18 protein-coding genes are annotated in these 21008 nt (G+C 65.5%); 10 read left to right on the plus strand and 8 right to left on the minus strand.

Going from position 1 to position 21008, the window contains the following annotated elements:
* The first annotated feature begins 27 nt into the window (after positions 1–27).
* The 8 genes from AB1781_07145 to AB1781_07180 all read left to right on the plus strand — a co-directional run bounded on the left by AB1781_07145 (position 28) and on the right by AB1781_07180 (position 9446).
* On the plus strand, positions 28–498 hold the full coding sequence (locus tag AB1781_07145; GenBank protein MEW5704341.1) for a hypothetical protein: 471 nt from the start codon (positions 28–30) through the stop codon (positions 496–498).
* On the plus strand, positions 495–971 hold the full coding sequence (locus tag AB1781_07150) for a DUF6878 family protein (GenBank protein MEW5704342.1): 477 nt from the start codon (positions 495–497) through the stop codon (positions 969–971). The genes AB1781_07145 and AB1781_07150 overlap by 4 nt, the downstream gene beginning before the upstream one ends.
* A gap of 10 nt (positions 972–981) precedes the next feature.
* Positions 982–1347, plus strand: a complete 366-nt coding sequence (locus AB1781_07155; protein MEW5704343.1) for a hypothetical protein — start codon at positions 982–984, stop codon at positions 1345–1347.
* Positions 1348–1437: 90 nt separating this feature from the next.
* The gene (locus AB1781_07160; protein ID MEW5704344.1) at positions 1438–2202 is read left to right on the plus strand and encodes a hypothetical protein; all 765 of its coding nucleotides are present in this window, start codon (positions 1438–1440) and stop codon (positions 2200–2202) included.
* Between the two features lie 184 nt (positions 2203–2386).
* Positions 2387–6724, plus strand: a complete 4338-nt coding sequence (locus AB1781_07165) for a strawberry notch-like NTP hydrolase domain-containing protein (GenBank protein ID MEW5704345.1) — start codon at positions 2387–2389, stop codon at positions 6722–6724.
* A 12-nt stretch (positions 6725–6736) separates the two neighbouring features.
* Positions 6737–7777 (plus strand): toprim domain-containing protein, encoded by a 1041-nt coding sequence (locus AB1781_07170; protein MEW5704346.1) that lies wholly within the window; start codon positions 6737–6739, stop codon positions 7775–7777.
* Positions 7778–8134: 357 nt separating this feature from the next.
* The gene (locus AB1781_07175; protein MEW5704347.1) at positions 8135–9094 is read left to right on the plus strand and encodes a DUF2493 domain-containing protein; all 960 of its coding nucleotides are present in this window, start codon (positions 8135–8137) and stop codon (positions 9092–9094) included.
* A 199-nt stretch (positions 9095–9293) separates the two neighbouring features.
* Entirely contained in the window at positions 9294–9446 is a 153-nt protein-coding gene (locus tag AB1781_07180) for a hypothetical protein (GenBank protein MEW5704348.1), read from the plus strand.
* A gap of 488 nt (positions 9447–9934) precedes the next feature.
* On the opposite strand, the gene AB1781_07185 is transcribed toward AB1781_07180, so the two are convergent.
* Both AB1781_07185 and AB1781_07190 read right to left on the minus strand, forming a co-directional pair.
* On the minus strand, positions 9935–10165 hold the full coding sequence (locus AB1781_07185) for a hypothetical protein (GenBank protein MEW5704349.1): 231 nt from the start codon (positions 10163–10165) through the stop codon (positions 9935–9937).
* Positions 10158–10397: a hypothetical protein gene (locus tag AB1781_07190; GenBank protein ID MEW5704350.1), complete on the minus strand. Its 240-nt coding sequence runs from the start codon at positions 10395–10397 to the stop codon at positions 10158–10160. Before AB1781_07190 ends, AB1781_07185 begins: the two co-directional genes overlap by 8 nt.
* Before the next feature lie 359 nt (positions 10398–10756).
* Between AB1781_07190 and AB1781_07195 the strand changes: the two genes are divergently transcribed.
* A complete protein-coding gene (locus AB1781_07195; protein ID MEW5704351.1) occupies positions 10757–10882 on the plus strand; it encodes a hypothetical protein in 126 nt (41 codons plus the stop codon).
* A 245-nt stretch (positions 10883–11127) separates the two neighbouring features.
* Positions 11128–12462, plus strand: a complete 1335-nt coding sequence (locus AB1781_07200; protein MEW5704352.1) for an IS5 family transposase — start codon at positions 11128–11130, stop codon at positions 12460–12462.
* A gap of 170 nt (positions 12463–12632) precedes the next feature.
* Here the strand turns inward: AB1781_07200 and ligA are convergent, their stop codons facing one another.
* From ligA to dnaK, 6 genes are all read right to left on the minus strand, one after another.
* On the minus strand, positions 12633–14795 hold the full coding sequence (ligA, locus tag AB1781_07205; protein ID MEW5704353.1) for an NAD-dependent DNA ligase LigA: 2163 nt from the start codon (positions 14793–14795) through the stop codon (positions 12633–12635).
* Between the two features lie 335 nt (positions 14796–15130).
* Complete coding sequence (locus AB1781_07210) at positions 15131–15775, minus strand: MarC family protein (GenBank protein ID MEW5704354.1); 645 nt, start codon at positions 15773–15775, stop codon at positions 15131–15133.
* 147 nt (positions 15776–15922) lie between these two features.
* A complete protein-coding gene (gene groL / locus AB1781_07215; GenBank protein ID MEW5704355.1) occupies positions 15923–17545 on the minus strand; it encodes a chaperonin GroEL in 1623 nt (540 codons plus the stop codon).
* 6 nt (positions 17546–17551) lie between these two features.
* Positions 17552–17821: a hypothetical protein gene (locus tag AB1781_07220; protein MEW5704356.1), complete on the minus strand. Its 270-nt coding sequence runs from the start codon at positions 17819–17821 to the stop codon at positions 17552–17554.
* Between the two features lie 119 nt (positions 17822–17940).
* The gene (gene dnaJ, locus AB1781_07225; GenBank protein ID MEW5704357.1) at positions 17941–19032 is read right to left on the minus strand and encodes a molecular chaperone DnaJ; all 1092 of its coding nucleotides are present in this window, start codon (positions 19030–19032) and stop codon (positions 17941–17943) included.
* 14 nt (positions 19033–19046) lie between these two features.
* Positions 19047–20918, minus strand: a complete 1872-nt coding sequence (gene dnaK, locus AB1781_07230; protein MEW5704358.1) for a molecular chaperone DnaK — start codon at positions 20916–20918, stop codon at positions 19047–19049.
* Positions 20919–21008 lie beyond the last annotated feature (90 nt).

Raw genomic sequence — 21008 nt, forward strand, 5'->3', positions numbered from 1 at the left:
CGGGCTCGTTCTTTTCTGGAGTCAACCATGACCGACTGGTACGCCCGCTCCGCTTACGATCCGCTCGCCAAGCGCCGCTTCCATGCCGCCACTCGCGCGCGGCTTCGCCGTCTCGCAGCAGAACTCCGCTTCCCGCCATCCTCGTTCGACCTGCGCTCGAACCAGGGCGGGATCGCCGTCTCCGGCGAGATCACCCTGCATCATGAGCATGTCTACGTGCAGGTCTGCCAACCGGCGACCGGCGCCGACAGCGGCATCCTGATCCGCAGCTGCAAGGGGCGACGGGACTATACCGGCGGACCCAACAATTTCGCGCCGCTACGGCTCCTCGATGACATTCCGGCGCTCGCCGAGCGGGTCCGCGCGGTGATGCCGAGGGACGGGGCGGGGTCCGAGCCGCGTGAGAGCCAGAGGCGGACCGGGAGCGGGGCGAGCCGGATCGGGCCGAGAGAGAGCCCGCCGGCCGTTCCGCAACCCGCATCGGGAGATCAATCATGACCGACACCACATCGACCCCCACCGTCAATCCGGACTGGGAGGCCTGGCAGGCTCAGGCCCGAGAACGTGACCGGCTCGCCAAGGACGTCCTTCCCGCCAACAAGGCCGCCCTCTTCGACGTGCTCGCCGCCGCCGGCATCAGCGTCGTCACCGTCCGCTTCGACGGCTATGGCGATTCCGGACAGATCGAGGACATCGAGGCCCATGCCGACGACACGGCCATCGCTCTTCCCCCCGACCAGATCGAGATCGCCGAGCCACTTTACGACGGCTCGGGGCTGGAGCGATCCACCCTGTCGGTTCGCGACGCGATCGAGAAGCTCGCCTACGTCTTCCTCGAGGAAACCCATGGCGGCTGGGAGAACAACGAAGGCGCCTATGGCGATTTCACCTTCGACGTCGAGAGCCGGACCATCACGCTCGAATACAACGAGCGAATGATGACGTCCGAATATTACCAGCACGCATTCTGAGGGGGCGACGATGGGACATTGCTATCATCACGCCGTCTCCTCGGTGAAGAAATGGGGCGGCGCGGCGGAGGACTATCTCCCGCTTCATCAGTGGTTCGACGAGTCCAAGGCGATCACCGCCGACTTCCGTCACCGGGCGCTGCGCCACCATGCCGAAGGCATCTTCATGCTGGAGCGCTTCTTCGGCCCGACGATCACCATCTCCTCGGGCCGCGTTGTGCCGGTCCGGCTGATCGGCGAGCAGCATGTGCGCGAGGATCTCGGTTTCATCCCGAGTTTCGCCGAGTGGGTCCGCTGCATACGGCCCGAACCCTGGATGGGCCGGGCCCAGCCCATCCACCGCGACGTCGATCCCTTCGCGGCGACCGCCGCCTGACGCCCTTTCCGTCATCATCACCGTCGAAGAGCCCGACCTCCTGAGCTTGTCGAAGGGGCGCCGGGCTCTTCGCATCTCAGGAGAACTCTCATGGCCGATTATCACTCACCGACAGTGGTGCAGCCGACGATTCCAGATCGCGAGATGACCCCGCTCGAGCGCCTGCTGCTCTCGCGCATCCTGGACTGCGAGCCGGACGGCGACGGACTCTATTTCTACAGCGAGACCGGTCCGAATGACGACATCGAGCTGCCACTCGACGAACTCCGCACGGCGCTCTCGGCGTCCGACGGTGTTCCGAGCACAGCCTACGACTACGTCATCGAGCGGCTGGCCCTTGCCGGCGCGGACGATACCTATATCGAGATCGACCTCAGCGGAACGTCGTGGGAGTTCATCCTCCAGGACATCGTCCGCCGGTCGCGGACCCTCGATCACATCACCGTCGTCTCGGCGTTCACCTGCACCAAGATGCGCACGGACGGTTTCGGGGGCATGGCCGTGCTGATCACCGCCGACACCATCAAGGGCAAGTCCACCCACGACATCCTGGAAGACTTCTTCGCTGAGGGCGAGGAAGACGATCCAATGCTTTCCGTCTCGCCCGGCGCGGGATCGCATGTGCTGCTGGCGCTCGACGAAGCGTCGGTAAAGCATGAGGTCGGGGTGGTCATCGAAAGCGATCCTGCCTTCGCGGCCTTGGCGCCTGAGGCGGTGACGGACGCCGATATCCGTGCTGCCTGTATCGCGGTCGCCGAACGTGCCGGCCTGGCGGAGGAACAGGGCGCCGCCCGCTTCCGCGCCGCCCTCCGCGCTATTCGCGAGGCCGAGCGACGACGCTCGCAGATCGACTGAATCTTCCACATCCGATCTTGTGCAACGAGCCCGGCCATCGCGCCGGGCTTTCGCTGTTCTGGCGTGCACCGGTCCCCGCCGGCCGGTTGAGAGGAAGAGGGGGCCGGGACGGGGTTGAGCCGGCCGGGCTTCAGAGAGAGCGGCCTGCCGGTCTCTCCCCTCCCGCTCTCCCGGACATCCGCCCATGCACCCGATCAGAGTATCCGCGGCCGTCACCACGGCCGCGCCCCGTACCCCCGCCATCACCGGCCCGGACACGGCTACCTGCCTAATCCGCGCCGCAAATCTCCTGCTCCCGGATCTCGAACGCGGCCATGCCGTTGGTTCACGGCAACTACGCGCCGCCATGGAACAGGCCTTCGGCGGCTCCGACGCCGAAGGCGCCTGGGCGTGGAAACACGCCTATGACGCCTGCGAGGCCGCGCAGGTGCTCTTCCTGCGCAAGTTCGGCCCGGCCATCCGGGCGCGCGCCGCGACACGGGCCGCCCAGCTCGCCATGCTCGGCAAGGTCGCCGCTCTTCTGCCGTCGCAGACGCGTCGTTCCGAGGAGAGCCAGGCGCTTCAGCAATTCTCGACACCGATCGCCCTCGGCTTCGCCGCCAGCATCGCCGCCGCGCTCAGCCCCATCGATCTCGTGCTGGAGCCGTCGGCCGGGACGGGCCTGGTGGCGATCTTCGCCGAGTTGGCCGGGACATCGCTCGTCCTCAACGAGTTCGCCGAGACCCGTGCCGGGCTGCTCGACTCTCTCTTCCCCGACGCGTCCGTCACCCGTCATGACGCAGCGCATATCCACGATCACCTCGACGCCGGCATCGCGCCCAGTGTCGTACTGATGAACCCACCCTTCTCGGTGGCGGCGCATGTGGACGGCAAGGTCGCCGACGCAGCCCTGCGCCATGTCTCGTCGGCGCTGGCGCGTCTCGCCGAAGGCGGCCGCCTGGTTGCCATCACCGGCGCCAACTTCTCGCCCGATAATCCCACTTGGCGCGACGGCTTCGTCCGGCTCCAGGAGCGGGGTCGCGTCGTGTTTTCCGCCGCCATCGACGGCCGCGTCTATGCCCGTCACGGCACCAGCGTCGAGACACGCCTGACCGTGATCGACCGCACCCCCGCCGACGATCCGGCGTCGTTCCTCCTTTCGCCGGGCGCAGCACCTGACGCCGCCACCTTGCTCGATTGGGTAATCCGTCACGTCCCGCCACGTGCCGCCCCAGTGGCTTCCCCAGCGATACGGGCCGCGACGCCCGCGCGGCGTCCGGGATTTGCACGTTCGGCGCCGCATGTAGCGCCGCCCCAGCATATTGGACCCGTTTCAGAGGACGCCGTCGATGTCGCTTACGAACCTTGCGACTGGGCGCCAGCCGAAGACGGGCGCATCAGCGAGGCGCTCTATGAGAACTACGCCCTCCAGTCGATCCGTATCGCCGAGGCCAAACCACATCCGACGCGGCTGGTGCAATCGGCGGCGATGGCGTCGGTCGCGCCGCCCAAGCCGAGCTACCGCCCGCATCTCCCACCCGCCGTCGTCACGGACGGCCTGCTGTCGGACGCCCAGCTCGAGAGCGTCATCTATGCCGGCGAGGCTCATGCCGGCTTCCTCGCCGGCTCGTGGACCGTCGACGAGACCTTCGACATCGTCGCGGCCGCGCCCGACGATGCCGAGGCCGCCGTCCGCTTCCGTCGTGGCTGGATGCTGGGCGACGGCACCGGCGCTGGCAAGGGCCGCCAGGTCGCGGGTGTCCTGCTCGACAACTGGCTGCAAGGCCGCCGCCGTGCGGTCTGGGTGTCGAAGTCGGACAAGCTGATCGAGGACGCCCAGCGCGACTGGTCCGCGCTCGGACAGGAACGGCTGCTGATCACGCCGCTCGCCCGCTTCCGCCAGGGCACGCCGATCCGGCTGGAGCAGGGCATTCTCTTCACCACCTATGCAACGCTGCGCTCCGATGCGCGGGAAGCGAAAGCCTCCCGCGTTCAGCAGATCGTCGATTGGCTGGGCCGCGACTTCGATGGCGTGATCGTCTTCGACGAGAGCCACGCCATGCAGAACGCCGCTGGTGGCAAGGGCGAACGGGGCGATCAGGCGCCCTCTCAGCAGGGCCGTGCCGGACTTCGCCTGCAGCATGCGCTGCCCAACGCCCGCATCCTCTATGTCTCGGCGACCGGCGCCACCACCGTCCACAATCTCGCTTATGCCCAGCGGCTCGGCCTCTGGGGTGGCGATGACTTCCCCTTCGCTACACGCGCCGAGTTCGTCCAGGCGATCGAGGCCGGCGGCGTCGCGGCGATGGAGGTCCTGGCCCGCGACCTGAAGGCGCTCGGTCTCTATGCCGCTCGCTCTCTTTCATATGAGGGCGTCGAATACGAGATGGTCGAGCACCTCCTTAGCCCAGAACAGATCCGCATCTACGACGCCTACGCCGGCGCCTTCCAGATCATCCACAACAATCTGACCGCGGCGCTAGAGGCCGCGAACATCACGGGCGAGGGCGGCACGCTGAACGGTCAGGCGAAGTCCGCCGCGCGCTCGGCGTTCGAGAGCGCCAAGCAGCGCTTCTTCAATCACCTCATCACGGCGATGAAGACGCCGACGCTGATCGCCGCCGTCGATCGCGATCTGGACGCGGGCCACGCCGCAATCATCCAGATCGTCTCGACCGGCGAGGCGCTGATGGAGCGACGCCTCGCGGAGATTCCAACCGAGGAATGGGGCGACGTGCAGGTTGACATCACGCCCCGCGAATATGTCCTCGACTACCTGGCGCACTCCTTCCCGACACAGCTCTACGAGCCCTTCACCGACAGTGAGGGTAATCTGTCCTCACGCCCGGTGTTCCGCGATGGCCAGCCGGTCCAGTGCCGTGACGCCATCGAGCGTCGCGACCGATTGATCGAGAAGCTCGCGGCGCTGCCGCCGGTGCAGGGCGCGCTCGATCAGATCGTCCAGCGCTTCGGCACGGATCTGGTCGCGGAGGTCACCGGCCGCTCGCGGCGCATCGTCCGGCACGCAGACCGTCTGCGCGTCGAGAGCCGGGCCGGCTCGGCCAACCTCGCCGAGACGCAAGCCTTCATGGACGACGAGAAGCGCATCCTCGTGTTCAGCGACGCCGGCGGCACGGGCCGCAGCTACCATGCCGATCTGGGTGCCAGGAACCGCCGCCTGCGCGTTCACTACCTGCTCGAAGCCGGCTGGAAGGCGGACACGGCGATCCAGGGTCTCGGGCGTTCCAACCGCACCAACCAGGCGCAGCCGCCGCTGTTCCGGCCGATCGCCACCGACGTGAAGGCGGAGAAGCGTTTCCTCTCCACCATCGCCCGCCGCCTCGACACGCTCGGCGCCATCACCAAGGGCCAGCGCCAGACCGGCGGGCAAGGGCTGTTCCGCGCTGACGACAACCTCGAATCCGTCTATGGCCGCGCCGCGCTGCGCCAGCTCTACGTGCTGCTCTATTCCGGCAAGGTCGAAGGCTGTTCCTTGCAGGCGTTCGAGGACGCCACCGGTCTCAAGCTCACAGACGGCGACGGCAGCCTGCGCGAGGAGCTGCCGCCGATCACCACCTTTCTCAACCGCTTGCTAGCGCTCACCATCGACCTGCAGAACGTCCTGTTCGGCGTGTTCGAGGAACTGTTGCGCGCGAAGATCGAGGGCGCCGTCGCCTCCGGCACCTACGATCTCGGCGTCGAGACGGTCACGGCGGAATCGCTGCGCATCACCGATCGCCGCAGCATCTACGCCCATCCCGGCAGCGGCGCCGAGACGCAGGTCTTCATCGTTGCACGCCGGGATCGCAACCGGCCGCTCGGCCTCGCCGAGGCGCTCGACCGCGCCGATGATCCCCGGGCAACGCTTCTGATCAACGGCCAGTCGGGCCGCGCCGCCGTCCAGGTTCCCGCACCAAGCCTGATGCTCGATGACGGCGAGGTCGAGCGGCGCGTCCGCCTCCTACGGCCGATGGAGCGTACCGCCATCCCCTTGGCCATGATGGCGCAGACCCATTGGCGCGAAGCCGACCGCGACGCCTTCGCCGCCGCCTGGAAAGCCGAGCTCGCCGATCTGCCGGAGTTCACCGACAGCCGGATCCATATCGTCACCGGTCTTCTTCTGCCGATCTGGAAGCGGCTTCCCGACGAAGGCTGCCGAGTCTACCGCCTCCAGACCGATGATGGCGAGCGGGTGATCGGCCGTCTCGTCTCGCCGGCCTGGGTCGCCCAGGCGGTCGCGACCGACGTCCCGACGATCAACCCCGCCGATGCCTGGACCGCCGTGCTCGACGGCCGGACCGTGCTGGAGCTCGCCGATGGCCTCCAGCTTCGTCGTGCCAGGATCATGGGCGCATTCCGCGTCGAACTCTCCGGCTTCACCGATGGGATGGTCGACCGGCTGAAGGCGACGGGGCTCACCGCCGAGATCATCGCCTGGAAGCTCCGGCTGTTCGTGCCCACCGGCGCGACCGGCCCGGCGATCCTCGGCGCGCTGATGGAGCGCCATCCGCTCGTGCGCATCGCCGACCGTAACGCGGCGTGAAGGGAGGCGATCATGTCCAGCCAAGCAGCCGATCTGGCGCGTCGTCTCGCGCGGGATGCCGAGGCCGTCTGCCGCCACTATCTTCCCAACGGCCGCCGCCATGGCCGCTATTGGCTAGTCGGCGATGTTCGGAACACGCCCGGCCGCAGCCTCTATGTCCGTCTCACGGGGCCAGAGTCCGGTCCCGGCGCCGCCGGCAAATGGACCGACGCCGCCACCGGCGAGCACGGCGATCTCCTTGACCTGATCGCCCTCAATCGCGGGCTCGACGCCTTCCGCGACGTGCTTGACGAGGCGCGCCGCTTCCTCTGGCTGCCACGCTCCGAGCCTGCGCATCCGACCCGCGAACCGCCGCCGCCCGCTGGGTCGCCTGAAGCCGCCCGCCGTCTGTTTCGAGCCGGCCGGCCCGTCGCCGGCACCCAGGCCGAAGCCTATCTGCGCGCGCGCGGCATCACCGCACGGCTTGACTGGCCGTCCCTGCGCTTCCATTCCGCGCTCTGGTACCGGTCCGACCGCGATGCTGCCCGCGAGTCCTGGCCGGGACTGCTCGCCGCCGTGACCGACGCGGACGGCCGGATCACCGGCGTCCATCGCACCTGGCTCGACCGGCAGTGTCCCGAGAAGGCCCCGCTCGCCGATCCGCGCCGCGCGCTCGGCCAACTGCTGGGCAACGGCGTGCGCTTCGGCCGCGCCATCGACGTGCTCGCCGCCGGGGAGGGCATCGAGACCATGCTCGCGCTCAAATCGGTGCTGCCGGACCTGCCGATGATCGCCGCGCTCTCGGCCAACCATCTCGCCGCCCTGGATCTCGCCCCGATGCTGGCCCGGCTCTATGTCGCGCGCGATCGCGATGCGGCCGGCCGGATGGCGGCGGAACGGCTTCACGCACGCGGTCGCGACGCGGGCATCGAGGTCCGCGATCTCATGCCGGCCAGGAGCGATTTCAACGTCGATCTGCGCCGGCTCGGCCCGGACGTCATGCTGGCCCGGCTGGCGGATCAGCTCGCCCCGGCCGACGTCCTGCGGTTCCTGCGCCGTCGCGATGCAGCCTGATCGGAAGGCCGAGCGCGGCATCTCCTGCGGTTCGGTGTCGGGCCGGAAGGGGGCGGGGAGGCGTGCGGCGGGACGCCTGGCCCGGTCAGAGGCGCGCGCCTGCGGCCTTCCCGAGCGGCGATCTGCCAGAGCCGGCCCCGGTCCCGCAATGGCGTCCAGCGACTATTTTCCGCCGCCGGGCGGCAGGCCGCCCGGCTTTGCATCGCGAAACAGAATAGCCGCCTCCCGCCATCCTCCGCTGGCGCTCCGGCCCCTTGCCGGCAGGCCGGCGGCGGGGTGCGGGCCCGGTTCCGTCCCCGGCGGGCGATCGCCGTGAAGGCCGCGATGGGCGCGGCCAGACCGCAACAGGAGCCCGCCATGACGCACGAATCCTTGCCCTTCCTCTCCCCCGACACCGAGTCCGGCGACGAGCCGCACGCTCTCTCGCCTACCGCGCATCTGCTCGACGAGCTGGCGCTCTGCGGCCATCGCCCTGGCCAGGACGAGCCCGATCCGCGTCCGCTGCCCGAGGCGGATGCCGTCCGCGCCGAGCTCGGCGCGATCGTCGACGGCTTCGCCGCGATGCTGACCGACACGCGGCTCGAGGACGATCTCGACGACCTGCTCTGGTCCTTCGTCAACCTGTTCCACCGCAAGATCGCCCGCATCGAGCGCGATCTCGACGCCAACGAGCAGGCGCAGCGCCGCTCGCAGCTCGAGCAGAACGGCACCGAGGTCCGCTCGGTCGAGCTGGAGCGCCTCATCGATCAGGGCCTCAGCCTGGTCGAGCGCCGCAACGCCTTCGAGTTCTGCCGCGACCATGCCGCCGAGCACTACGAGGCCGTCACCGGCTCAGCATGGCGGCCCCGCTCGGGCTCGATGGTCAACCATCGCGCGCTCACCTCCGCCATGATCGACAGCCGCGAGTTCATCGCCGCCCAGCGCCGCGCCGAGGCGCAACTGCTCGTGCCCGCGGGCAGCCGCATCGCCTTCACCGGCGGTTCCGACTTCAACGATCACCGGCGCATCTGGGCCGCGCTCGACAAGGTCCATGCCAAGCATCCCGACATGGTGCTGCTGCACGGCGGCAGTCCACGCGGCGCCGAGCGCATCGCTGCCTGCTGGGCCGACAACCGCAAGGTCGCGCAGGTCGCCTTCAAGCCCGACTGGAACCGCCACCACAACGCCGCGCCCTTCAAGCGCAACGACCAGATGCTCGAAGCCCTGCCGATCGGCGTCGTCGTCTTCCCCGGCTCGGGCATCTCCGCCAACCTCGCCGACAAGGCCCGCAAGATGGGCATCCCGGTGTGGCGGTTCAGCGAGGAGGGCGGCGCTTAGGCGCCGTTCGTCCGATCGCCGGCGGGGCTGGACCACCACCATTCAAAACCCTGGGCCTGTTTACATCACGTGTATCTCTTTATGTGGTGTTCCTGTTGACCCGGGCCGCCACAAGTTCTTACGCTTCAGCTTCTCGTCTGCGAATTGACTACGGGCGACGCATCGCGTCCCAGGTCTTCGCTCGGTTCTAAGACGCGGGATCCGAGAACTGACGCGACAGCCACGAAGCGCGAGTCTCACGCAGATTGCCGAGGAACTATCGCGCTATCTCGTCGGATGCCGCAGCTACTTCTGCTTCTGCGGAGCACCGTCGGTGGCGTTGAACTCGATAACACGTATTCCGTGCTCTTAGACATCGAGCTTGCCGTCTTGGAGTAAGTAGCTCGGTCGCAGCTTTTGCTGCCTCGTGTGTCATGCGCTCGACCTCCCGGTGAACGCTACGGTTCTTCCCGCAATTGGGCTACTCTCGGCCGGGCGACCGGCATCGCGGATGCGGACCCGTGCCGCAAGGTTTCGCGACGCAACTGATTCAAAAGTCGGAGCGCATTTGGTCGACACTGAACCCGGCGAATAATCGCAAGAACGTCCTTGACCCTGACGCCATCCGCCCGCATCACGGCTTGAGTGATCGGATCAGAAAGAAGTTCGGCAATTGAAGGCTCAACGCCGGAATTCCCCCATTGATGCAGCCCATTCATCTGACCTCCTCCGGAGAGTCAAAGCATGCATGCTCTTGCGTCGAGAACCGGTGCCCATACCGAGGCGACGGCAACCGGGTGACTTCAATACTACCCATCTCACAGAAGCCTTTCCCGCGAGAAAATCAGCTACTGGCCGCACCTAGCCGGCTGCCCTACAGTCTTGCGGCGCTTGATACCGGAACACCAGCCTATCCCTCTGCCAAATCTCGAACCCGTGAATCTGATTGCGGCGCTGGTGATACATGGTTTCCACCTTGATGCGCGCCTCTTCGTCGCTGCTCGCGGAGAAGTCTTCTGCGGCGTCAATTGATTGGGTCATGCCACAATGGATCGTTGGCGCACCCAAGAAATAGCAGCGATAGTCAACCATTGCTGCCCTCCGTCGGAAGGGGAACGCTCGCATCCGCATTCGGCGCTCCCGGGCTCGAATAGTCGCGATCATCAGCGCGGTTATCGGGCCGCCGCCTCAGACTTAGCCGACCCAGCCGTGCCTCCTCAGCCGCCAGTAGCTCCATCAATACCTTGCGTCGACTTTCTTCACGAAGCGTGCGAAGTTGCGCGCGGAAGTGCTCGATATTTTTCTGGCAGATCCAATCGTCCACTGCCGGCCTCCACTTCCGCGCCCACCGCCGCACAGGATCGTGGTATTTGGCAATCGTACCGCGGGCCGACCCTGCCATCTGTCTGCGCCCGAACCAACGATCAAAGATCTCGGGTCGTGAAGCTTGAACGCTCGGAGGAGACGCCGAGGCGCCAGTGGAGATTTAGAAACGCGCCGCGGGCAAGGGCGGTTTGTCGCGACAAGTAGCCCACCTTGATTTGAATCAATGGCTTGGCTGCCCGCTCAATGTATCAAGAAAACATGAGCGCCCTTTCGTCCTACTCTGAAGTGGACCCCGAATTTGGGACCAGTTGATTAGTTGGAGCGCGGGCCGTTCCGTCATGCTAGACGGAGCGGATCATGACGAAGAGAACGAGACGAAAGATTGACGCGGCGCTGAAGGCGAAGATCGCCTTGGAGGCGCTGCGAGAACAAGCGAGCGTGGCCGATCTGGCCCAGCGCTACCAGGTTCCAGTGTTGATGTGATTGTCCCGAGCCTCTGGGCTCGAAGAGCCCATGGTCGGACACACAGGAAATCTGGTTTTGCAGCTGCCCTCATTGGTCGCCCGTGAAGAATGCGTAAGCCACTGAGGGGCTGAACAGATCGACGGCGTGGAAGTAATCGTTTTTGCAGGAAAGCGGGCTTTCGCGCCCGCTTTCTTGCGTTTTGGGATTCCCGCGGGCTGCGGTTCGTGATTCTCTCGATCCGGGTCTGGTGTCGGGGACGAGGGATGAGCAAGCCACGCGACGAGCGTCAGAAGGACCTGTTCCGGCCGCCGCTGGAGGAGATCATCGATCTCGAGCATCCGCTGGCGCGGTTGGCCGGGGAGATCGATTGGGGGTTCCTGTCGGGCCGCTTCGCTTCGGTCTGTCGCTCGGGTCCGGGCCAACCGCCGCTGCCGACGCGGCTGGTGGCCGGGCTGCTGCTCCTCAAGCACATGCACGCGCTGTCGGACGAGGCGCTGTGCGCGCGCTGGCTGGAGAACCCGTACTACCAGTACTTCTGCGGCGAGGTCGTGTTCCGGCACGAGCTGCCGTTCGATCGCTCGTCTTTGACTCGCTGGCGCCAGCGGCTGGGCGAGGCGCAACTCGTTGCGCTGCTCCAGGAGAGCCTGGCGGTGGCGCACAAGACCGGGGCGCTGGCGACCCGGGACCTCGAGCGGGTAGCGGTGGATACCACCGTGCAGCCGAAGGCGATCGCGCACCCGACCGACGCGCGCCTGATGCACCGGGCGCTGGAGAAGCTGGTCGGTCTGGCCAAGCGCGAAGGCGTGCCGCTGCGCCAGAGCTACCTTCGGGTCGCCAAGCGCGCCGCGATCATGGTCGGGCGCTACAGCCACGCGCACCAGTTCAACCGGGCGCGGCGCGCGCTCAGGTTCCTGCGCACGCGATTGGGGCGGGTCATCCGCGACATCCGGCGCAAGATCGATGGCGATCCGGCGCTCGAAGACCGCTTCGCGCAGCTCCTCGGCCTCGCGGTCAAGGTGCGCCATCAGGACCACCGGCAACGCGGGCCGAAGGTCTATTCGCTGCATGCGCCCGAGGTCGAGTGCATCGGCAAAGGCAAGGCGCGCGCCCCCTACGAGTTCGGCTGCAAGGTGAGCGTCGCCACTCCCGTCACCCAGCCCAAGGGCGGCCAGTTCGTGCTGCATACGAAGGCGCTGCACGGCAACCCGTTCGACGGCCATACCCTCGGCCCCGTCATCGCCGACATGCAGAGGCTCACCGGCGTCGAGGTCCGCCGCATCCACGTCGATAAGGGCTATCGCGGACACAACCACCCGCACCGGTTCCGGGTCTGGATCTCCGGTCGGGTGCGGCGCGTCACCAAGACCATCCGCCGCGAGATGAAACGGCGCGCCGCCGTCGAGCCGGTGATCGGCCACCTCAAGGCCGAGCACCGTATGGACCGCAACCACCTGAAGGGCCGCGACGGCGACCGCATCAACGCCGTCCTCGCCGCCGCCGGCTACAACTTCGGCCTCCTCCTGCGCTGGCTCGCCGCCTTTTGGCGTGCCCTGTTCCAGGCCTTCCTTCAGTCCGCTCCCACGGCCCGCTCAGCCTGAAAAATCACTCGGCAGCGATTCTTCACGGACGACTCATTGATTTGAGTCAATAGCCGCTCAAGCTCACGCTCGGCAGTCATCCGATGCAATGGTTTAGGGTATGGGCAATCCGCCGAAGCCGAATGTTCGCCGAAGCGCGCTATCCCCCGAATCCGGGTGGTGCGCGTTCGTCACCCCTGCCGGCCGTGCTTGCGCAGGAGGGCCAACCACTGGTCCTCGGAGAGGATCGGGACACCGAGCGCCTTGGCCTTGTCGAGCTTCGCGCCGGCGCCCGGACCGGCGATGATGTAATCCGTGCTCCTGGAGACCGAACCGGCCGCCCTGGCGCCCAGGCGCTTGGCCTCTGCTTCCGCTTCGTCGCGCGTCATGCGCTCTAGGGTTCCAGTGAAGACAACGGTTTTTCCCGCAATAGGGCTGCTCTCGGCCGGACGTTTGGCATCGCGGATGCGGATCTGCGCGGTGAGCCGTTCGACAAGGTCGCAATTGTGTTTCTCACTGAAGAATTCCGCGAGACTGTCGATCACCGCATCGCCGATCTGACCCAGAGCATCCATCGCGCGCCGCGCCTGAACGTCGCCTCTCGCAACTTTCATACACGCGTCGCGAAGCGCGTTCCATGACCCATAGCCGCGGGCAAGAAGGCGCGCGGTGCTCTCGCCGACATGACGGATGCCGAGCGCATAGATGAAGCGCTCCAGTGCAATCTCGCGCCGGGCGCGGATCGCTCTGAACAGCTTGCCCACCGATCTTTGCCCGTAGCCTTGGCGTTCCTCAAGCTTGATCCTTCCGTTGCGTGCTTCGAGGGTGAAGATGTCGACCGGCTCCTTGACCCATCCCTCCGCAAAGAACAATGCGATCTGCTTCTCACCGAGACCGTCGATATCGAAGGCGCGGCGCGAGACGAAGTGTCTCAGATGCTCGAGAGTCTGGTAAGGGCAGGCGAACGCGCCCGTGCAGCGCGAGATCGCTCCTTTCTCACCGGAGGCCGTGATGTCGCGCACGACATCGGTCTTCAGTCTGCAGGGACATTTCTTCGGAAAATGATATGGCTTCGCGCTTTTCGGCCGCTTTTCCAGCACCACGCCCAGCACCTGGGGGATCACGTCCCCCGCGCGCTGGATGGTCACGGTGTCGCCGATCCGCACATCCAGCCGCGCGATCTCGTCCGCATTGTGCAGCGTCGCGTTCTCGACCACGACACCGCCGATGGTGACGGGTGCAAGCCGGGCGACGGGCGTCAGCGCGCCGGTGCGCCCGACCTGAATGTCGATCGCGTTAATGACTGTTGTTGCTTTTTGCGCTGCAAACTTGTGCGCCAGCGCCCAGCGCGGGCTGCGGGAGACAAAACCGAGGCGCTCCTGCCAATCGATGCGATCGACCTTATAGACGACGCCGTCGATGTCATAGTCGAGCGTGCCCCGTTGCAGCTCCATGGCATGATGGAAGGCAAGGAGAGCCTCGGCGGCGCGGCAGGTCTTCGTCAATGGACTAGTCTTGAAGCCGCATTCGGCGAACCACCTTTCCATCCCAGACTGCGTATCCGCCGGCATGCGGCTCATCTCGCCCCAGGCATAGGCGAAGAAGCCGAGTTGCCGCGACGCCGTGATCGTGGGGTCGAGCTGGCGCAGCGAGCCCGCTGCGGCGTTCCGGGGGTTGGCAAAAGCTGGCTTCCCGGCAGCGCGTTGCCGCTCGTTCAGGGCGAGAAAGACGGACTTGGTCATGTAGACCTCGCCACGGATCTCGCAAATCTCCGGCAGTGCCTTGCCCGTCAGGCGATGGGGAATGTCCGTTACCGTTCGGACGTTCGCGGTGACGTCCTCACCTTCCGTCCCGTCACCGCGAGTGGCGCCCGCGACGAGCCGTCCCGATTCGTAGCGCAGCGACAGACAGAGACCGTCAATCTTCGGCTCGGCGAGCAACGCGATCTCCTCGTCACCACCCAGTCCCAGGAGCCGGCGAACCCGTTGGACGAATCTCCGGACATCTTCATCCGTGAACGCGTTATCGAGCGACAGGACCGGCACGCGGTGCCGCACCTTGGCGAAAGCGGCGGCGGGTGCGGCACCCACCCGGCGAGAAGGGGAGTCCGCTCGCACGAGATCGGGAAACCGCGCCTCGATCGCCGCATTGCGCGCCCGTAAGGCGTCGTAATCCGCATCTGAGATGATCGGCGCGTCTTTCTGGTAGTAGCGCCGATCGTGCTCGGCAATCTCGGCCGCGAGCCGCTTCAGCTCACGCGCGGCCTGCGCCCGCGTCAGGGCGTCGACTTCTGCGATCGCTCCGGGACGGAGCGAGGAGACGGAGCGTCGGAGAGGACGAGACGGTCCAGTCATGGCCGGTTCACGCACGAGTTACGAAACATGGCCGCGCGGGAGGGCATGGAACGACGATTGAAGGCGTTCTGAGGTGCAATCGATCATCAGCGCCGCGACGTACACCGACATTGACCTGTGTCAACCGTCATCGCCGAGCCAGGCAAGATCTAGCTGGCCGCGGTCTTGCTTGCGACAAGCCAACGAGGTCAACAACCGCGAGCACTCCGTTTCGGGCGAGGTCCTCGGCTTCAAGAGATGGGTGCGGCGAATGGCTCTGGGTGCCGGCGCAGCGCCCCATGTCGCTCCAGCAAGGCGCGGCGGTCGAAGCAGGCTCTACTCGGTTCTATAGGTCTTCACGGGCTGACGAGAACCGGAAAGGACGCCGCAAGTCCATCGATGATGTACTGAATGGCGAGGCCGGCGAGCACGATGCCGAACACTCGGCCGGCGACATTGACACCGATCAGACCAAGGTGGCTCATCAACCGTGACGCGAATAGAAAGACCGCTAGAGACAACAGCAAGGTCGCAATTAGTATGGCCACCGCGCTGGACTGAAGAACGATATCGCTGCCCGCCTTTCCGGTAATGAGTATAACCGACGTTATGGCGCCGGGACCGGCAACGAGCGGCACGGCAAGAGGAACGCCAGCGATATCGGTGCTTTCTTCCGCCTCCCGTTCTTCGGCTTCAGTCGCGGTGCGCAGCCCGCTGGGCCGCACAAGGATTATATCAACAGAAAGTAGCAATAGCAGCAGACCGCCTGCTACTCGAAATGCCGGAAGCGATATTCCCAGAAAGCGGAAAACGGCGTCTCCTGCGAGCGCAAACACCAACAATGCCACGGCGGCAAAAACGACCATACGGACTGCGATTCTGCGGCGCGCGGCTGCGCTCTTCCGCGCGGTTAAAGCCATGAATATGGGGAGGACGCCGATTGGATCGATGACGACGAAGAATGTAACAAAGGTAGCCGCAGCAAATTCCAGTCGGTCCAAGGCGCTCACCGCGATTCGTTTAGCCAGCCGTTGGCTGATTGAAGCCCTCCCATGGTCGTATCACCCATGGTGGCATGCGGAAGCGGTGACTGCTCTTCGGGCGATGGCCCGCGTGCAGCGAATGGCGCGTGGGGAAATCACGCTCCGTCACATCGCCATTTCGGACTCCGGCGTGTGTTCCTTCTTGGCTTCCGGGATTTCCGTCATCGTCGCCTCGGTCAGCAACAGGACGCTTGCAACCGAAACGGCGTTCTCAAGTGCAATGCGCACAACCTTTGTCGGATCGATAATTCCGGCCTCGATCAGATCCACATACTGCTTGTGCGCGGCGTCGAAGCCCTCGCTACCTTTCCCACTCAACATGCGCGCGACGACCACGCCGCCATCCACCGCGGAATTCTCTGCAATCTGGCGCGCCGGCGCCTCGAGCGCGCGCTTGAGAATCTGGATTCCGGTGCGCTCGTCTCCCTCGCACCTGGCTTCCTCCGCCGCAACCGCCTCGACGCAGCGCAGCAGCGCGAGTCCGCCGCCTGGAACGACACCCTCGGCGACCGCAGCCTTGGTCGCGCTGATCGCATCGTCGAGCGCCTCCTTCTTCGACTTCATCTCAGCCTCGGACGGAGCGCCGACCCGGATCACCGCCACCCCGCCCGCGAGCTTGGCGAGACGCTCCTCCAGCTTCTCGCGATCATAGTCGCTCGTCGCCTTCTCGATTTCGCGGCGGATCTGCTGAATGCGGCCGTCGATCTCCTTGCGCTCGCCCGCGCCACCAATGATGGTGGTGTTGTCCTTGTCGACGACCACGCGCTTGGCGCGGCCGAGCTGTTCGATGGCCACATGTTCGAGCTTGACGCCAAGCTCCTCGGAAATCACCTGGCCGCCGGTCAGCACTGCGATGTCCTGCAGCATCGCCTTGCGCCGGTCGCCAAATCCCGGCGCCTTGACGGCGCAGCTCTTCAGCGCCCCCCGGATATGATTGACGATCAGCGTAGCGAGCGCCTCGCCCTCGACGTCTTCCGCCACGACGAGGAGGGGCGATGCCGCTTTCGCGATCTGCTCTAGCAGCGGGACCAGGTCCTTGAGGATACTGATCTTGCGGTCGGAGATGAGGATGAGGGCGTCCTCCATCACCGCCTCCATCTTCTCGGGATTGGTGATGAAATAGGGGGACACAAAGCCGCGGTCGAACCGCATGCCTTCGACGACTTCAACCGTCGTCTCGGTGGTCTTGGATTCCTCTACGGTGATGACGCCGTCATCGCCGACTTTTTCCATGGCGTCGGCAACGAGTTCGCCGATCGCCGGATCATTGTGCGCCGAAATCGCCGCGACCTGCGCCTTTTCCTTCTGGGTCTTCACCGGACGCGACAATGCGCGTAGCGCCGCGATGGCGCATTTGGCGGCCCGATCAAGGCCGCGCTTGATGTCGATCGCACTCGCTCCGGCCACCACGTTGCGGACCCCATCGGCGAAGATTGCGTGGGCGAGGATAGTCGACGTACTCGTTCCATCACCCACCATGTCACCTGTCTTCTCCGCCGCCTGCCGAAGCATGCGGGCGCCGAGGTTTTCCTCAGCATCCTTCAGGTCGAATTCCTTGGCGATCGTGACGCCGTCGTTGCAGACGATCGGAGCGCCCCATTTCTTCTCGATCAGCACCGACTTGGATCTCGGACCCAAGGTCACGCGCACGGCGTCCGCGAGCTGCGTCGCGCCGCGCAGAATCTTTTCCCGCGCGGCCGATCGGAACAGGACTTGCTTATGTGGCATCTCCGATCACCCTCCTTCGCGAATGCCTGACCAGGTTTGCTCGGCTTCTTCTTCGTCATGCAATAAGATATCGACGATCTGCGCGATCAGTCCGGTCTGCGGATGGCCGCTCTTTGCCAGAACGTCGCCGTCACCGAGCGCCCACACAGCGGCTTCTTCGATCTCGGCGAGCGTCGGCTGCAATGCCAGGATCTCGATAATGTTGGACTCGCCGATATCGCCCAGGATGTTTCGGACATCGTCACCGCATGCGGCGCCGGAGGCCACGGCAATCATCTCCTGTTTTGAGATCGCAGTCGAAGTCGTGGGAGTCCACACTCTCATAATGCATGAGTTAACCGCCGGCGTTGATTTGGCTCAAACTTCGTGCGTAAAGCCGCGGCCGTCCCCCAAAATCACGTGGAGACCACTTTTCGAGTTCCCGCCCGTAGCTGCTCGAACAGGCGCCGGTCTCGCTCGGTCAGGCGCTGCGGGATATGCACCTGCAGCCGCACATAGATGTCGCCGCGAACCCCGCCGCCGAACTGCGGCAGGCCTTTGCCGCGCAAGCGGAGGACTGTGTCAGGCTGCGTACCCGGATCGACTTTGGCCGAGACCGGCTTCTCAAGCGTGGGAACTTCAATGCTCGTGCCGAGGACCGCGTCGACCACATCGATGGTTTCGACCCGGTAGAGGTCGCGACCGTGACGTTCGAAGCGCGGATCGTCAGCCGTGCGGATGACGACGAAGAGATCGCCCGACGGCAGCCCCGGCTTTTCCGCCGGTTGTCCGTGGCCGGGCACGCGCAAGGCCATGCCGTCCTCCACCCCGACCGGAATGCGGACTGTGAGGGTTTCGTCGTTCATGACTTGCCCTGTCCCCCCGCACTCTGGGCACGGCGTGTCGATGATCGTTCCCCTGCCGGCGCAGTCGGGGCAGGTCGTAATCTGCTGCAGCGTGACGCCCTGCTTGCGCTGGCTGTGCACGAGCTGTCCGCTGCCGCCACATTTGGAGCAGGTGCGCGGCTTTGTTCCCGCCTTGGCGCCGGATCCTTGGCAGGCTCGACAGGGTACCGGACGCCTGACATGGACCGTTTCTTCGCCCCCGGTCAGGACGCGCTCAAGGGGGATAGTGACCGTCGCCTCGAGATTCTCACCGTGGCGCGGCGCTCTAGGACGCCGGAACAGGCGATCGAACGGGCCGGCGCCGCCGAAATCGAAGCCGAGCCCGCCAAAGATGTCCTCGAAATTGATCCCGCCGAACAGGTCCTCGGCGGAAAAGCCAGCAATGCCGGCGTGGCCGCGGGCATCGTATTCAGCGCGCTTCCTCGGGTCGCTCAAGACCGCATAGGCTTCGGCGATCTCCTTGAACCGCTCGCTCGCCCCCGGGTCCTTGTTTCGATCAGGGTGATATTTGAGCGCGAGCTGCCGAAAGGCATCTTTGATGACCTTGATGTCCGCATCGCGCGGAACTCCGAGTACTTCATAGTAGTCGCGCGGCTCGGCCACGGCTGCCAGCCCACCTATCGCTTGTCGCCCGCAGTCTCCTTGTACTCCGCGTCAACCACCCGGCCGCCCGGACCGGGTCCGGTCGGTCGCGCCTCACCGGTTGGCCCGCTCACATCGGGCCTAGGCTGCGGTCCCGCTTGGGGTGCCTGCGCGTAAAGCACCTGGCCTGCCTCCTGCAGCACGGTCTTCAAGGCTTCCGCCTTCTGAGAAGCGAGCTCGGCATCGCGCTTTGCAAGCGCCTCGCGTCCCTCACGCAGCGCCGTTTCGACGCGCCGACGCAGGTCGTCGGACAGCTGGGGCCCGAAATCGGCCAGCGTGCGCTCGGCCTGATAGCAGATCGCATCCGCATTGTTGAGCTTCTCGGCCTGGTCGCGGCGTCTCTTGTCCTGCTCCGCAAACTGTTGCGCCTGATCGATCATGCGCTGCTTTTCCGCGTCCGGCAGACGCGTAGACCCGGTGATACGGATGGACTGCGAGCGCTGACTCGCCATGTCCTTGGCCGTCACGTTGAGGATGCCATCGGCATCAATATCGAACGTGACCTCGATCTTCGGTACGCCCCGCGGGGCCGGAGGGAGCCCATCGAGGTTGAATTGTCCGAGGCTTGTATTGTCGAGCGCCATCGGCCGCTCGCCCTGAAAGACGTGCACGGTGACACTGGTCTGCATATCGGCCGCGGTCGTGAAGATTTCCGAGCGCTTGACCGGGACAGGGGTGTTGCGCGCAATCAGCGGCGTCGCGACGCCACCGAGAGTCTCGATGCCGAGCGTGAGCGGTGTAACGTCGACAAGGACGATCGAGCCGACATCGCCGGCCAGCACACCGGCCTGAATCGCCGCCCCTTGGGCCACGCATTCCATCGGATCGATGCCGGTCTCGCCCTTATGCCCGGTGAGATCCTCGAAGAAGCTTCGCACCATTGGCATACGCGTCGGTCCGCCGACGAAAACCAGGCGATCGATCTTGTTAGGCTCGATACCGGCATCGTGAAAGGCTTGCAGGACCGGCTCGCGGCAGCGTTCGACAACCGGCCTTACGATACGCTCGAGATCGGTGCGCGTGAGGTCGATCTCGAAATGAACCGGTCCCGAAGGGCCCGCGGCGAGAAACGGCAAGGTGATATGCGTTGTCGTATTGGTGGACAACTCTATCTTGGCAACTTCACCGGCCTCTGTGATGCGCGTCGCCGCCATACGGTCCGCACGCACATCGGCACCACTTTGTGCTTTGAAACGGTCGGCAAGAAACTCGAACACCAGCTTGTCCATGTCGGTGCCGCCAAGTTGCGTGTTCCCGCTCGTCGCCTTCACTTCGAAGACACCCTTGCCGAATTCCATGATGGTCACGTCGAGGGTGCCGCCGCCGAAGTCGACGACCGCAATGCGCAACTCCTGCCCCAGGCGATCGAGCCCGTAGGCAAGCGCGGCCGCCGTCGGCTCGTTCACCAATCGCACCACCTCGAGGCCGGCGATGCGGGCTGAATCCTTCGTCGCATTGCGCTGATTATCGTTGAAATAGGCGGGCACCGTGATCACGGCCTGCTTGACAGGCTCACCGAGGAACGCCTCGGCATCCCGCTTGATCTTCTGCAGAAGAAACCCCGAAAGCTCCTCCGGCGAAAACTCGCGCTCTCGCAGCCGGACCTTCTCGCGCCGGCCCATGAGGCGCTTGAACGCCGTCGCCGTCCCATCGGGATTGACGGTTGCTTGCCGGCGCGCCGGTTCCCCGATGATGATCTGGCCATCCGCCGTGAGCGCGACGTAGCTTGGAAAAGCCTTCCCGCCGAGCGTGATGCCTTCGGCGCTCGGAATGATCATCGGCCGGCCTCCGCGGAGAACCGCAGCGGCCGAGTTGGAGGTGCCGAGGTCGATACCGATAATGGGCATAAGTAACAAAATATCAGGCGGGGCCGAGGGTGCTTTGACCTGGATCAAGGCGAACAGATCCCAGTGGACGCATGAGTTAAATCCGTCGTT

It is taken from the genome of Pseudomonadota bacterium (assembly GCA_040752895.1).
GTDB lineage: Bacteria > Pseudomonadota > Alphaproteobacteria.

Bases quoted from the DNA above. Each gene is read 5' to 3' on its own strand.
- AB1781_07175 (MEW5704347.1), top strand. From the start codon at position 8,135: ATGACGCACGAATCCTTGCCCTTCCTCTCCCCCGACACCGAGTCCGGC.
- dnaK (MEW5704358.1), bottom strand. From the start codon at position 20,918: ATGCCCATTATCGGTATCGACCTCGGCACCTCCAACTCGGCCGCTGCG.
- AB1781_07185 (MEW5704349.1), bottom strand. From the start codon at position 10,165: ATGGTTGACTATCGCTGCTATTTCTTGGGTGCGCCAACGATCCATTGT.
- AB1781_07165 (MEW5704345.1), top strand. From the start codon at position 2,387: ATGCACCCGATCAGAGTATCCGCGGCCGTCACCACGGCCGCGCCCCGT.
- AB1781_07160 (MEW5704344.1), top strand. From the start codon at position 1,438: ATGGCCGATTATCACTCACCGACAGTGGTGCAGCCGACGATTCCAGAT.
- AB1781_07145 (MEW5704341.1), top strand. From the start codon at position 28: ATGACCGACTGGTACGCCCGCTCCGCTTACGATCCGCTCGCCAAGCGC.
- groL (MEW5704355.1), bottom strand. From the start codon at position 17,545: ATGCCACATAAGCAAGTCCTGTTCCGATCGGCCGCGCGGGAAAAGATT.
- AB1781_07155 (MEW5704343.1), top strand. From the start codon at position 982: ATGGGACATTGCTATCATCACGCCGTCTCCTCGGTGAAGAAATGGGGC.
- AB1781_07170 (MEW5704346.1), top strand. From the start codon at position 6,737: ATGTCCAGCCAAGCAGCCGATCTGGCGCGTCGTCTCGCGCGGGATGCC.
- ligA (MEW5704353.1), bottom strand. From the start codon at position 14,795: ATGACTGGACCGTCTCGTCCTCTCCGACGCTCCGTCTCCTCGCTCCGT.
- AB1781_07195 (MEW5704351.1), top strand. From the start codon at position 10,757: ATGACGAAGAGAACGAGACGAAAGATTGACGCGGCGCTGAAGGCGAAG.
- AB1781_07200 (MEW5704352.1), top strand. From the start codon at position 11,128: ATGAGCAAGCCACGCGACGAGCGTCAGAAGGACCTGTTCCGGCCGCCG.
- AB1781_07150 (MEW5704342.1), top strand. From the start codon at position 495: ATGACCGACACCACATCGACCCCCACCGTCAATCCGGACTGGGAGGCC.
- AB1781_07220 (MEW5704356.1), bottom strand. From the start codon at position 17,821: ATGATTGCCGTGGCCTCCGGCGCCGCATGCGGTGACGATGTCCGAAAC.